The sequence below is a fragment of the Enterococcus ureilyticus genome (genome assembly GCF_001730315.1).
Taxonomy (GTDB): Bacteria; Bacillota; Bacilli; order Lactobacillales; family Enterococcaceae; genus Enterococcus_L; species Enterococcus_L ureilyticus.
Map to the genome: position 1 here is coordinate 1 of NZ_MIKC01000006.1, position 12,948 is coordinate 12,948.

Consider the following 12,948-nt stretch of genomic DNA (forward strand, 5'->3'; position numbering starts at 1 on the left):
AGACGACTTAATTCTAAAGGATATCAGGGTGTCTTTTCTATTATTTTGCATTAAAAAGATGCCGGTGATTTCTCACCAACATCAGAAAGTATAGAGCTTTTATTGGTTACTTCTTTTTTTATGTCTTAGTTTAAATGCTATCAGACGACTTTATTTCAGAATAGAGTATAATTTAATTAAACGAAAAAACATTTTTTCATTTTGATAACTGCCATTAAAGAAAGGATCGAAAAAACAAGAGCAATGCTTACAACAACTGAATACCAAAAAGGCGATGAATAATATAATTGAGATGAGCTTGGAACAAAAGATTAGTTCTGTTATACATTTGAAGGAGGACTGGATAATTATAATCGATAGGTCTCTTATAACCTAGAAAAATAGAGCCATAAGTTATATAAAAAGGAGAGAGAGTAAATGAAAAAGCAAACGGTGTTAAATAGTATATTTAGAGTATTTCGTTTCATTGTAATCGTGATTATTGGTTATTTAGTTTATCAGTCGTTATTTGCAGAAATTTTAACTAAAAAAATCCATCTATTTTTCTATATTGCGTTATGGCTATTTAGCTCTTATCTAGTGATTCCTTATATTAATAAATTATTGACAGGTCGCTATCTGCCAGATTATTTCATTGGTCGTTCAAGAACCAGTGATGGTTTGCTTGGTGATCCTATCAATCTTGCCTTTATTGGTACAAAAAAAGAATTAGAGAAACTTTTTCTAGAAGCAGGATGGACAATTGCGGAGCCATTATCGGTAAAGTCTAGTCTGCATATGATCACTGCAAGTGTTTTTGGGAAGTCATACCCTAAAGCACCTGTCAGTTCGCTATTTCTGTTCAACAAGAAACAAGATATAGCTTTTGAACGAGAGATAAATAATAACCCTAGAAGAAGACATCATATTCGTTTTTGGCAAACTCCAGAAAATTGGTATTTACCAGGTGGAAGAGAGGCAGACTGGTTAGGAGCCGCTACTTATGATAAAAAAGTAGGATTCTCATTTTTTACTGGACAGGTCACACATAAAATCAATTCAGATATTGATAAAGAACGAGATTTTGTTTTAGATTCGTTTAAGCAATCGAGTCAAGCCGTCTCAGTTGAGGTTGTGGAGCATTTTACAACGAGTTATCATGGTCGTAACGGTGGTGGAGATGAAATATTTACGGATGGTGCCTTACCATTTATTAAAATAGACAAATAAGAAAGAGCGCAGAATGAGCAATCACGTTTTCTGCGCCTTTTCTTTAATTGTTTCGTTTGAGTAAGTAGATTTCGTAATTAGCTTTGGTAAAAGAGATGACACCAGATAATAAGACTAAGCTGATCAGCGTCCCTTCCCTGACAAAAATCGGCAGATCATAAATAAATGAAAGGGCTAAGGAGCTAGCTACTGAAAACAAATCAATACCATACCTGAACTTAGCGAAAGAATAGCCAGTCAATTCTGATAAAGCAATACAGACACTTTCAATAGGAAAAGGTAACACCCCAAGGGAGATCACCATTCCAGTTGCAAAACCTGCAACGCATGTACCAAGAACAAAGACTGCTAACCGAAGCAAATAATTATTCAAACTCAGTGGAGCGAGTACTGTATATGTAAAGAAATTGATAATACTTCCCAAGCAAAGGACTGAAAGAAACATCAATAAATACTTCAAAAAATGTTTTTCCTTAGATAGCAACATATACAGAATCAAAGAACAAGTATTTAATAAGACGGTGATTGTCCCAACTTTAATTTCATTGATTGAAGCAATCGCTACATTGAGCGAATTGAAACTACTAACACCGATCTCGGCCTTTAAGGTTAAACTGATGCCAATACCGCTAAGTGTATAAAAGAACAATGAAGATATCATTTTTTTCACTATGAACCCTCCTAATATAAAAGCGAATCAAGCGTCGTTAGCACTGACAAAAAAGAATGAGGATGGGACAGAAGTGTTAAACCCCGAGAAATAAGAGGGAATTCACGAAAATTGTTCTTCAAATTTTTGTGAATTTCAGCTTATTTCCGAAGGGGTTGCTTCTGCTCCCACCGTTTATCCTGATTCCACGTGAGCGGGATATGACTCGAAGAGTTATGTCCCACTCACAATTTAACGGATAATCAGTCATAATAATAGGAGATATCTCACATTTTAAGGAGAATGACATGAAAAAAATCCATTTAGAGCAACTGAATGAAGTAATTGGAGAAAATAAAATTGATTTATCTACTTACTTTTCCGAAACAATACTCAAACAAGCCAAACTTTTTATTTATGATAGTAAAGAATACATTGTTCGTTTTGATAAACAAGTAGAGCATCTCTTTTTTGTCATTGAAGGTCGAGCTAAAATTTACAAAATACATGAAAATGGTCGACGTTCGCTGATTCAATTTTTAGGTGATGGAGATTTTATCGGAGAACTGTCTTTATTAGAAGTCGAAAAACAAGTCAAAGATGTGCAAGCAATCGACCGTTGTGTTTGTTTAACGCTGCCCTATCAGAAGGTAAAACAAGATTTGCTAAATGATCCTCATTTTTTAAGAATTCTTGCACAGTATTTAGGTGAAAAAGTTCTGCTAAGAGTAGAGCATTTTTCAAATAATCAAAATTATGAATTAAAGCATCGTTTAGCGGCATATATGCTGCAGACAGAAGTTGAGGGAGTCTACACTGAAAAACAAACGGAAACTGCTGAATATTTAGGGGTTAGCTATCGACATCTGATGTATACATTGACTGAATTTCAAAAGAATGAAGTGGTTATAAAAGAGGGAAAAAGCTATCACTTGAATCAAGCCAAACTAAAGCAACTAGCTCAAGGATTGAGCGATTTTTAAAAGTATCAAGAAGGACCGAATCTAATAACACTGATCTGTAATAATCAGCCGAAAGTCCTAGAAAAACTAGTTCTTTTGAATGAGTAGGAAACTACCATAAAATGGTAAGCTTATAAGTGATATAAAAGTAATCGCTTTATTGTCAGATGGACACAGAAAAGGATGTTAGGAGAGAGAAAATGAAAAAGGGTCAAAAGAATATTCTATATTTGATATTGGGACAAGTTATTTCGGTGTTTGGAGGTGCTATTTTACGATTTGCTTTATCACTTTTCGTGTTGGATCAGACCGGACGAGCAGATATTTTTGCAACGGTTTTGGCGATTTCGAGTATCCCTGTTTTATTTGCACCAATCGGTGGTGCAATCGCTGATCGATTTGATCGACGGATGTTAATGGTTTTGATGGACATTGCGAATGCAGTATTGGCTGTGTTTCTATTTTTTGTTTTAGGGATGAATCAATCGATTTTCATGATAGGAGCGCTGTTGTTCCTCTTATCGATCGTCGGCAGTTTTGACACGCCAGTTGTTACCGCCAGTATTCCTTTATTGGTAGAAGAAAGCAAGTTAGAAAAAGTGAATGGGTTAGTGAATGGCGTTCTTTCCATGTCTAATGTTGTGGCACCGATTATTGGCGGTATTCTCTATAGTATTTTAGGTGCTCAGGTACTGGTTGCGTGCAGTGCACTTTTTTTCCTTTTGGCAGCTGTGATTGAATCCTTCCTTCAAATTCCGTTTGAAAAAAGAGCGTTAGAAAAGGGGTTGCTCACAACACTGACCTCAGATTTGATTGAAGGCTTTCAAGAGGTCCGCAAAAATTCAGTAATTTTAAAATCGATTCTGATTGCGGCGCTTGTCAACTTTGTGTTAGCATCATTTTTTATTGTAGGTACGCCTGTTATATTAAGAGTAATGCTACAGGCCAATGATTCGATGTATGGTTTTGGCATGTCTTTAGTCAGCCTTGCAACAATTTTAGGTGCTGTATTTGCTGGTTTTTTTACAAAGAAATTACGTCTGAACAACCTGTATCTTACGTTTACATTATCAGGATTGTTGTTGTTTGCTATGAATCTTGGGTTAACTTTCGCCGGGACACCTTCTGGGAATGTACTAGGGTTTGTCTTATTTGTGATCACAGGTATTCCAATTGGTATGTTGATGAGTGTTATCTCGATTTACTTGATTTCCATGGTCCAGCGAGTGACGCCTAAAGAAAATCTAGGAAAAGTGATGGCAACAATTGTGGCATGTGCGCAATGTGCAGTTCCATTAGGACAAATAATGATTGGCATGATCTTTAAGCAAACGACAAGCAATGTCTTTTTGCCGCTAACCTTCATAGCTTGTAGCGTCTTGTTGCTCTCTTTTTTATGTTATTATTTGTTCAGAAAAACTGTAGAAACCGATATTTATGGAAGAAAAGAAATGATTTAAATAAGAAATTGAACACCTTTGTAAGAAGAAAGTTGCTTTTTTTTAAGTGCTTTTTTCTTCTTTCTTTAATTTAAAGAAAGTACAACGCTGCCTGTAACGAATACAAAAGCAACAATGGTGAGGGATAGAGTGAAGTGGTGGACTCTGGGGAATCGAACAGTGTAGGCCTTGGGAGTTAGATAAAAAATCTAGGCACAACAGTGATTGTTAGCCTAGATTTTTTTATTCAGGTGGTGTATCTAAATATTCGTGAATAAAATCAGCATATTTAGATACAATAAACTGACCTTTCTCCATTAAAACATAAATCCCGGGATCGACCATATTTACGATATAATCAGCGGTAAATTCCTTTTTCAATACTTGGATAGCGCGTTCTTTCGTATCATATTGGTTGAGACCATTTTCCTCTAAAACTTCATTTAGCTGAAATAAAGACCAATAATCAATAACAGATGCATCATTTAAAATATCTAGATAATCAGCAAATAATAGTTGATTCGTTGCTTCTACGGGATCAATTCCAAACTCCATTTCAAAGAACTCTGGAAAACACCCAGTAGTCGAGTCTTTTTCATTGACCCAATCAAGTAAAAGCACTTCACCAGGTAATAAACCATCTGCATTTCTGATCATATTTTCTTTCGGAACAATTTTGCCACTACCATCTGCAATTGTTTTTAACCATTCATCAACGTTACGGTCAGCTGACATCGCTGGAAATTCAGGATAATCTTCATAAATAGCGACGATTTTAGCGACTTCCTCATTTAAATCAACCACTTCTTTTGGCTCTTCCTTTTTAAAAAAATCAAATATACCCATAATTCCTCCTATAATAACAATCTTAATTTATTTACTGATACAAACTTGCATAGCGTCTTACAAAATAATCTAGAAAAAAAGTCAACGGATAATTTCCAATACGCACATAATTTGTCGTCGTTACATTGACAGCTAAGTCAAATTGGTTGGTCAAAGTATTTTGTGTATGCTGTGTCAAAAGAATCGACCGTGCGGGACTGTCGCTGATTTTTCTCATTAGCTCACTACTGCGATTAAGGACAGAACCATAAGATGAAATAACGATCACCATCGAATCTGTGCTAAGGTCTTCAATAAAAGCTTGCTGTGTTTCTTCTGTTTCTCCTACCAAGACTAATTTTTGGCTGAGTAGAAAAGAGGTTTGTAAATCTTTAGCTAAATCTAAAGTGGAACTGTAGCCGATAAGAACGATTTCTTCAGCATGATGGATATCAGCCAAGATCTGATCCACTTGGTTTATATCGATCGTTTGTAAAACATCATTGATTGCTGTGCTGATTTCATTTCCATAAGAAGCGAGATAACTTTTGGGATCACTAGTCAAATCTGCTAATTCCTGTTCTTTCATCCGTAAACCACTATGCTTTCTCATTGTTCCTAAAGAAACTAACGATTCCCGTAAAGAGGCAAAGCTGGAAACACCGAAGTGACGACAAAAACGTGTTAGTGTTGCAGGTGAGACGAAACAAGATTCTGCAATTTCAGTAATCGTCATCATTCGAATTTTGTCAAGATGAGTAAAGAGATAAATGATGATTCGTGAATAGGTTGCATCTCGCTTATTCGTATTTAAATAATGGAGAAAATCAAATAGATCAAGCATCAAAAAACTCCTTCGTAGCGATTCATTTTCGCAAACATGAAAATGAATCGTAATAATGAAAATCGTATCAGAAACATAAAAATAGCTCGGGCTCTTCTCATGGTAAACTAAAGTTGTTAAATCAATTATACACTAAATCAATGATTGAGAGGATGGGAAATATGAGCGGATTTCCACAAAATTTTTTATGGGGCGGCGCAACAGCAGCTAATCAGTTTGAAGGGGCATTTTTAGAAGACGGTAAGGGCTGGTCAACAGCTGATACTGCACGTTTTATCAAAGAAAACGGAATAAGTATGGCAGAATTACTTAAACCAACGACCAAAGCAGATGTTGAGTTTGCGATGAATGACAAAGAAGGAGTCTATCCGAAACGTCACGGCATCGATTTTTATCATAGATATAAAGAGGATATTGCCTTATTTGCTGAGATGGGCTTTAAAACGTTCCGTTTATCGATTTCTTGGCCGCGCATTTTTCCAAACGGAGATGAGTTAGAGCCAAATGAAGCTGGTTTAGCTTTCTATGATGCGGTTTTTGATGAGTGCTTGAAATATGATATAGAACCACTCGTAACGATTTCTCATTATGAGTTTCCTTTAGGATTAGCATTTAAGCAAAATGGATGGGAAAGTCGTAAGACGATTGAAGCGTTTGAACGTTATGCACGTGTTCTTTTTAATCGCTACAAGGACAAAGTGAAATACTGGTTGACCTTTAATGAAATCAATATTATTGGAATGACAGGCTATTTAAGTGGTGGAATCTTAGCTGATGGAGAAAAAAATATGCTGCAGGCGCAATACCAAGCAGCCCATCATCAATTTGTAGCAAGTGCTCTAGCAGTTAAAGCCTGTCATGACATTATTCCAAATGCGAAAATTGGTTGTATGTTAGCAAGAATGGAAGCTTATCCGGAAACCTGTCATCCGTTAGATGTAATGGAAAGTGTGAATAGTGATCACAATAACTTATTCTATTCAGATGTTCAAATTCGTGGATATTATCCAAGTTATATGAATAAATTCTTTCGTGACCATAATATTACGATCAAAAAAGAAGCAAGTGATGATCAAATTCTGAAAGAAGGAACAGTCGATTATATGTCTTTCAGCTACTACATGAGTAGCATTGCGTCCCATAAAAAAGAGGGCAATATTACAGAAGGCAACTTACTGGGGTCTAAGAAAAATCCCTACTTAGAAGCAAGTGAATGGGGTTGGCAAATTGATCCAGTTGGCTTACGTGTAACCTTGCATAAGCTATATGATCGTTATCAAATTCCATTATTTATCGTAGAAAACGGGTTAGGTGCTAAAGATGTTGTCGAAGCAGACGGCAGTATTCATGATAGCTATCGTATTGATTATTTAAGAAGTCATATTGAACAAATGGAACAAGCCATCAATGAAGGTGTGGACTTAATGGGCTACACGCCATGGGGCTGTATCGATTTAGTCAGTGCAAGTACGAGTGAAATGTCCAAACGTTACGGCTTCATTTATGTGGATTTAGACGATGAGGGAAAAGGCACCTTGGATCGCTCTAGAAAAGATTCTTTCTATTGGTACAAAAAAGTAATTGAAACAAATGGCGGCAATCTGGATTAAGAGAAGAATACCGAAATATATTCAATGTAAGCGTTGCTTATTTTAGCTGAATGGATTATACTAAACACAAGAGAAAAAACTGATAATGACGATGTAGTCATTTATAGAGTATGTTACTGAATAATGCAGGCAGAACTCAGATTACCTAGGAATGTCCTTTCCTGGGTAGTTTGAGTTTTTTTTCTGGAAAGGAGTATATCAAGTGAAAGTAAGTCAAATTTTAAACAACAACGTAGCAATCGTAAGCCGTGGAGACAACGAGGTCATCGTCTATGCCAAGGGTTTGGCGTTTAGAAAAAAAGTCGGTCAAGCCATCCATGAAGATGAAATTGAAAAAACGTATGTGTTAGATTCTAATGATATGTTGGAGCACTTTAGTTATTTGTTGTCTCATTCTGATGCGAATCATATCACTTTAGTCAATCAAATCATTGCTTACGGGGAAGAAAAGTTGGGTGAAAAATCAAATGACTATCTCAGTTTGACCTTACTGGATCATATCGAATTTGCATTGAAACGTGCAGCCAAAGGACAATTTATTCGCAGCCCATTAACTTGGGAAGTAAAGAAATTTTATCCGCAGCATTTTGACATTGGCATGTATGCATTGAACTTGATCAATGACCAATTCCAAGTAACATTTCCAGAGGATGAAGCTGTTTCGATTGCGTTACACTTTGTCAATCTGCAGGAGGATAAGAATAATCTAGACGAAACGATCCGCTCAATGGAGAGTTTAAGAGATATCTTATCGATCATTCAGTATCATTTTCAGATTAAATTAGATGAAGGCTCTTTGAATTATATGAGGCTGATGACCCATCTGCAATACTTTATTCAACGAATCATGACTCAAAATAGTGATGAGGAAAGTGATTCAATCTTAAATGAACAAATCAAGCTCTTGTATCCTAGTTCGTTTGAATGTGTGCAGAAAATCAGAGTCTATGTTCAGCAAAAGTACAGCTGTGATCTAACGATCGATGAAGAAACCTATCTTATGCTCCATATCCATCGAGTGACGCATCGGAGTCAAAAAGAGAGGACATAAGAAAATGAAATATCAAACATTTAATGAAGACATCATCCGCCTAGTAGGTGGGAAAGAGAATATCCAAGCGGTCGTTCACTGTATGACCCGTTTACGTTTTACCTTAAATGATCGCTCAAAGGCTGACACAGAAGGATTAAAGGCGCTAGATGGCGTAATCGATGTTGTCTCTAATAACGTAGCTTACCAAGTGATCATTGGGACACATGTTAGTGAAGTTCACGCAGAATTGATCAGTATGTTGGGAATAGCACCCAGCTCAGATGAGGAAACAGAAGTAAAAGAGAAAAAAAATCCGTTAAAAGCAGCAATGGACTTACTTTCTGAAACAATGACACCTGTGATCGAGCCGATTATTGCTTCTGGATTACTAGCTGGTTTTTTATCATTATTTTCAATCACAGGGCTGATTTCTGCAGATAGCCCAACGTATCAATTATTAGATTCGATTCGTTCAGCAGTCTTTTTCTTTTTACCAATTTTAATTGCTATGTCTTGTGCAAAGCGCTTAAAAGCGAGTCCTTATTTGGCAGTAGCGTTAGCAGCAACGCTTGTTTCAAGTTCAATCAATGATGTAGCAGGTTTGAGCATCTTTGGGATTCAATTACCGCAAATGGTTTATGCGAACTCATTTATTCCAATTATTTTAGCTGTTTGGTTTATGGGACAATTAACAGTATTATTAAAAAAATATGTTCCGAAGTTTTTACAATACTTTTTAAACCCATTATTGATCATGGTGATTTGTTTGCCAGTAACATTATTAGTATTTGGACCGATCGGGATTTGGATTGGCGACGGTATTGGTTGGTTCTTTGAAGTCTTACACAATACATTTGGTAGCTGGATCGTTGTGATGCTTTATGCAGCATTCCAACCGTTCTTGATCATGTTAGGTGCTGGAAACTTCATGATGCCTTTAGCACTGAATTTTGTAAACAAAATGGGGTACGACCCGATTTTCTTAGCAGCAGCGACAATTTCTGATTTAGCTGTATCAGGTGCCATGTTAGGTTACTTCTTAAGAGCAAAGGATTCTAAACAGAAACAATTATTTGGGACAGTGAGTTTTAGTGCGTTGATGGGTGTCACAGAACCAGCGATTTATGGTGCCTTTATTAAATATAGAAGACCGTTTATTGCCGTTATGATCGGTGGTGGAATGGGTGGTTTGTTTGCAGGTCTAATGAACGTAAAAACCTATTCTATTGTTTGGGGCTTGATGGGGCTACCATCGTATGCGGATAATCAAGATTTCTCTAACCTGATTTTTATGATCATCAGTGTAGTGGTTGGTTTTGTAGCAGCGGGTGTTGCTGCTTACATTTTAGGGATTCCTCAAGAAGAAAAAGAAGTCCAGTCAAAAGAACCATTAAAAGAAACTGAACAAGTCTCAAATACGACCTTAAAGAAAGTTCCCCTGGCTTCAGTTGTAGAAGGAAAATTGGTTCCATTAGCTGAAATCAACGATCAAGCATTCTCAACGGGTGCATTAGGTAAAGGATTAGGAATTATTCCAAGTGATAGTCAAATCGTTGCACCTGTTGCAGGTGAAGTATCAGCTGTTTTTCCAACGAAGCATGCAATCGGCATCAAAACAGAACAAGGCGTAGAAGTACTGATCCACATCGGTATCGATACAGTAGAACTTGATGGCAAACACTTTGATACGATCGTGGAACAAGGCGATTATGTAAAACAAGGTCAATTACTATCAACAGTTGATTTTGAAGGAATCAAAAATGATGGGTATGACCCAACTGTTATCGTGGTTATTACAAATACAATGGATTACTTAGACGTGATACCAGCAACACAAGAAAATTTATTCGCCGATGATGAGTGTTTGACCGTTATTTTATAATATCTAGCTTTGCGGGCTATCTATCAATTTCTAAGAGCTGAGCGAGCCCGCGTTGCTTTTAATTTAAGGAGAATACACAATGAAAAAAAATGAATTTTTATGGGGCGGCAGTATTGCTGCTCATCAATGTGAAGGTGCTTGGGATCAAGACGGTAAAGGTGTGGCGATCATGGATCTGGTCACGCAAGGAAGTCATGAAACTCCTCGTGAAATTTGTCAGACAATTGAGGCAGATAAATATTATCCATCACATGATGGGATCAATTTTTATCATAGCTATAAAGAAGACATCGCTTTATTTGCTGAGATGGGTTTTAAAGCACTACGCATTTCCATCGATTGGTCAAGAATTTATCCTAAAGGCGATGAAGCAAAAGCTAATCCATTAGGGGTTCAGTTTTATCAAAAAGTAGTCGATGAATTATTGAAAAATGGCATTGAACCGATCGTGACATTGTATCATTTTGAAATGCCCGTTCATTTAGTCAGAGAATATGGCTCATGGACGAACAGAAAAGTCATTGACTTTTATTTAAACTATTGTCAAACAATGTTTGAAGCGCTAAAAGGCAAAGTCCGTTATTGGGTAACGTTTAACGAAATGAACCATATTGATCCTCAAACAGAAGCATCAGATATTTTTACCTATATTATTGCTGGATTGAAATACACTGAGATGGAAAACAAAAAGCAAACGTTAGCAACAATCAGCTACAATATGACATTAGCTAGTGTAGAGGCTGTCGCGTTAGCTCGAAGAATCGATCCAACGAATCAAGTTGGCTGCGTTTTTGGTTTGACACCAGCCTATCCGTTAAATTGTGATCCGCAAAATGTTATGAATTCGTTGAAAGAAACAGATCGTGAATTTTATCAGATCGATGCTATGTGTATGGGGAAATTTCCAGCGTACAAATTGAAAGAATACAAGGCTCAAGGCATTGAGCTAGAAATTTCTAAAGCCGACCAAGATGCTTTTGCAAAAGGCAAGTTGGATTTTATAGGACTAAATTATTATTCTTCAAGTGTGGCCCATTATGAAGGGGACGACGATAATGAAGAAACTTTATTCGGCGGTGTTCAAAATCCGTATCTTAAACAGAGTAAGTGGGGTTGGGCAATCGATCCGACTGGATTAAGATATCTTTTAAATTATGTATATAGACGCTACGGGTTACCGATCATCATTACGGAAAATGGCTTAGGCGCAGTGGATCAGGTGGAAGCTGATGGTTCGATTCAAGATGATTACCGCATCGATTATCTCCAAAAACATTTAGAACAAATGGAAAAAGCAATCGTTGAAGATTATGTAGATTGTTTTGGCTATTTAATGTGGGGACCAATTGATTTAGTCAGTGCAACAACTGGTGAAATGAAAAAACGCTATGGGTTTATCTATGTAGATAAAAATGATGATCAGACAGGAACTTTAGAACGCAAGAAGAAAAAATCATTTAAATGGTATCAAGAAATGATTAAGCAAAACCCAAATTTTTCAACAAAATAAATACAAAAAAAGCGTGTGTCAAAAAATTTATTTGGCACATGCTTTTTTTATTCCTGTAAGTGAGTACTACTATTTACTTATCTCGACCAATTTCTTCGTTTAAAAATAATGCAGAAAGAACTGAGAGGCCACCTATTACACAATAACTTTTCTTTTTTGAAAGGAGACCATAGCAGAAAGCCGTTGTCCCTAATAAAAAATTGACAGCAGATGCCTTGGCTAGTCGGTCGTCATTTGGTGTGGGTAAAGAAACATTGACATCTAAAGCGTCGTTGACTTTGTTTAAAGTAGTGTTGATTTCTGATAACATGCTTATTCCTCCTTTATAGTGCTATTCAATCACATTATCAATGGTAGAGTTTAAAATAAACTCAAAAATAGTCTCGAAATCATCGGTTACCCTGTTGCGGATAATAATAATACTTAACAAAGTATTGATGATTTCAAAGGCTTTTTTTTCGCTTACCTTAAGTTTTAGATTGGCAATGTGTAATGCCTCTTCAAAAAACTTCCAGTTGTCCGTTTCAAGTTCAGCGATGAGATCTGGTGGTAATTTGCCAATAAAAGCTAAAAAATCAGGATTAGAGAAATCATAAAGAAAAGGCGAGTTTTTGTATTCTCTAAATAAGAATTTCATTGCTTCGACAAAACCTTCTTTAGATGGTTCCGCATATAAAATGTTGCGCCAATTTGTTTTTAAGCGATTTTGAACTCGATTTAATGTATCAACAAATAAATCTTCTTTTGTGCCATATAATAAGTAAAATGCGCCAGTAGAAATGGCTGCTTTAGAGGTCAATTCAGCGATATTCGTTTTCTTATAACCATTGATCCCCCAGCTTTTTTCACATTCCATACAGAGAGTACTTCTTAGTTCTGCCCGCTTTTCTTCTGAAAATCCCTTAGTACCTGTCTTCATTAGTAGCCTACTTTCTGACTGTTGAATAAATTTCTATTAATATTCATAATTGTAGATTAAATAAAA

The 12,948-nt window shown here is 36.3% G+C and carries 12 protein-coding genes and 1 pseudogene; 8 read left to right on the plus strand and 5 right to left on the minus strand.

The window, feature by feature from the left end:
• Positions 1 to 417: 417 nt before the first annotated feature.
• Complete coding sequence (locus BCR24_RS04405; protein ID WP_069639357.1) at positions 418 to 1,209, plus strand: LssY C-terminal domain-containing protein; 792 nt, start codon at positions 418 to 420, stop codon at positions 1,207 to 1,209.
• A gap of 43 nt (positions 1,210 to 1,252) precedes the next feature.
• Here the strand turns inward: BCR24_RS04405 and BCR24_RS04410 are convergent, their stop codons facing one another.
• Positions 1,253 to 1,870, minus strand: a complete 618-nt coding sequence (locus BCR24_RS04410; RefSeq protein WP_069639430.1) for a YczE/YyaS/YitT family protein — start codon at positions 1,868 to 1,870, stop codon at positions 1,253 to 1,255.
• Between the two features lie 65 nt (positions 1,871 to 1,935).
• On the opposite strand from BCR24_RS04410, the pseudogene BCR24_RS17370 reads away from it, so the two are divergent.
• The 3 genes and pseudogenes from BCR24_RS17370 to BCR24_RS04420 all read left to right on the plus strand — a co-directional run.
• Positions 1,936 to 2,064: pseudogene (locus BCR24_RS17370) on the plus strand (DUF3788 family protein); the annotation flags it as partial.
• 102 nt (positions 2,065 to 2,166) lie between these two features.
• Positions 2,167 to 2,841 carry a transcriptional regulator YeiL gene (gene yeiL / locus BCR24_RS04415; protein WP_083244308.1) on the plus strand — a complete coding sequence of 225 codons (675 nt, stop codon included), beginning with the start codon at positions 2,167 to 2,169 and terminating at the stop codon, positions 2,839 to 2,841.
• Positions 2,842 to 3,020: 179 nt separating this feature from the next.
• Positions 3,021 to 4,280, plus strand: coding sequence for an MFS transporter (locus tag BCR24_RS04420; RefSeq protein WP_069639358.1), 1,260 nt, complete (start codon positions 3,021 to 3,023; stop codon positions 4,278 to 4,280).
• A gap of 222 nt (positions 4,281 to 4,502) precedes the next feature.
• Here BCR24_RS04420 and BCR24_RS04425 read toward each other — a convergent pair whose 3' ends face one another.
• Together BCR24_RS04425 and BCR24_RS04430 are read right to left on the minus strand one after the other, a co-directional pair.
• Complete coding sequence (locus tag BCR24_RS04425) at positions 4,503 to 5,105, minus strand: hypothetical protein (protein WP_069639359.1); 603 nt, start codon at positions 5,103 to 5,105, stop codon at positions 4,503 to 4,505.
• Positions 5,106 to 5,136: 31 nt separating this feature from the next.
• Positions 5,137 to 5,928: a MurR/RpiR family transcriptional regulator gene (locus BCR24_RS04430; protein WP_069639360.1), complete on the minus strand. Its 792-nt coding sequence runs from the start codon at positions 5,926 to 5,928 to the stop codon at positions 5,137 to 5,139.
• Between the two features lie 161 nt (positions 5,929 to 6,089).
• Between BCR24_RS04430 and BCR24_RS04435 the strand changes: the two genes are divergently transcribed.
• The 4 genes from BCR24_RS04435 (at position 6,090) to BCR24_RS04450 (ending at position 11,963) form a co-directional block, all read left to right on the plus strand.
• Positions 6,090 to 7,538 carry a glycoside hydrolase family 1 protein gene (locus BCR24_RS04435; protein ID WP_069639361.1) on the plus strand — a complete coding sequence of 483 codons (1,449 nt, stop codon included), beginning with the start codon at positions 6,090 to 6,092 and terminating at the stop codon, positions 7,536 to 7,538.
• Positions 7,539 to 7,740: 202 nt separating this feature from the next.
• Positions 7,741 to 8,589, plus strand: coding sequence for a PRD domain-containing protein (locus BCR24_RS04440; protein ID WP_069639362.1), 849 nt, complete (start codon positions 7,741 to 7,743; stop codon positions 8,587 to 8,589).
• 4 nt (positions 8,590 to 8,593) lie between these two features.
• On the plus strand, positions 8,594 to 10,453 hold the full coding sequence (locus BCR24_RS04445; protein WP_069639363.1) for a beta-glucoside-specific PTS transporter subunit IIABC: 1,860 nt from the start codon (positions 8,594 to 8,596) through the stop codon (positions 10,451 to 10,453).
• A 79-nt stretch (positions 10,454 to 10,532) separates the two neighbouring features.
• Positions 10,533 to 11,963: a family 1 glycosylhydrolase gene (locus tag BCR24_RS04450; RefSeq protein ID WP_069639364.1), complete on the plus strand. Its 1,431-nt coding sequence runs from the start codon at positions 10,533 to 10,535 to the stop codon at positions 11,961 to 11,963.
• Positions 11,964 to 12,036: 73 nt separating this feature from the next.
• Here the strand turns inward: BCR24_RS04450 and BCR24_RS04455 are convergent, their stop codons facing one another.
• Both BCR24_RS04455 and BCR24_RS04460 read right to left on the minus strand, forming a co-directional pair.
• Positions 12,037 to 12,273 carry a hypothetical protein gene (locus BCR24_RS04455; protein WP_069639365.1) on the minus strand — a complete coding sequence of 79 codons (237 nt, stop codon included), beginning with the start codon at positions 12,271 to 12,273 and terminating at the stop codon, positions 12,037 to 12,039.
• Positions 12,274 to 12,294: 21 nt separating this feature from the next.
• Positions 12,295 to 12,882, minus strand: a complete 588-nt coding sequence (locus tag BCR24_RS04460; protein ID WP_069639366.1) for a TetR/AcrR family transcriptional regulator — start codon at positions 12,880 to 12,882, stop codon at positions 12,295 to 12,297.
• Positions 12,883 to 12,948 lie beyond the last annotated feature (66 nt).

Coding starts and splice junctions, on each gene's coding strand:
- BCR24_RS04405 (WP_069639357.1), top strand. CDS start 418: ATGAAAAAGCAAACGGTGTTAAATAGTATATTTAGAGTATTTCGTTTC.
- BCR24_RS04410 (WP_069639430.1), bottom strand. CDS start 1,870: ATGATATCTTCATTGTTCTTTTATACACTTAGCGGTATTGGCATCAGT.
- yeiL (WP_083244308.1), top strand. CDS start 2,167: ATGAAAAAAATCCATTTAGAGCAACTGAATGAAGTAATTGGAGAAAAT.
- BCR24_RS04420 (WP_069639358.1), top strand. CDS start 3,021: ATGAAAAAGGGTCAAAAGAATATTCTATATTTGATATTGGGACAAGTT.
- BCR24_RS04425 (WP_069639359.1), bottom strand. CDS start 5,105: ATGGGTATATTTGATTTTTTTAAAAAGGAAGAGCCAAAAGAAGTGGTT.
- BCR24_RS04430 (WP_069639360.1), bottom strand. CDS start 5,928: ATGCTTGATCTATTTGATTTTCTCCATTATTTAAATACGAATAAGCGA.
- BCR24_RS04435 (WP_069639361.1), top strand. CDS start 6,090: ATGAGCGGATTTCCACAAAATTTTTTATGGGGCGGCGCAACAGCAGCT.
- BCR24_RS04445 (WP_069639363.1), top strand. CDS start 8,594: ATGAAATATCAAACATTTAATGAAGACATCATCCGCCTAGTAGGTGGG.
- BCR24_RS04450 (WP_069639364.1), top strand. CDS start 10,533: ATGAAAAAAAATGAATTTTTATGGGGCGGCAGTATTGCTGCTCATCAA.
- BCR24_RS04455 (WP_069639365.1), bottom strand. CDS start 12,273: ATGTTATCAGAAATCAACACTACTTTAAACAAAGTCAACGACGCTTTA.
- BCR24_RS04460 (WP_069639366.1), bottom strand. CDS start 12,882: ATGAAGACAGGTACTAAGGGATTTTCAGAAGAAAAGCGGGCAGAACTA.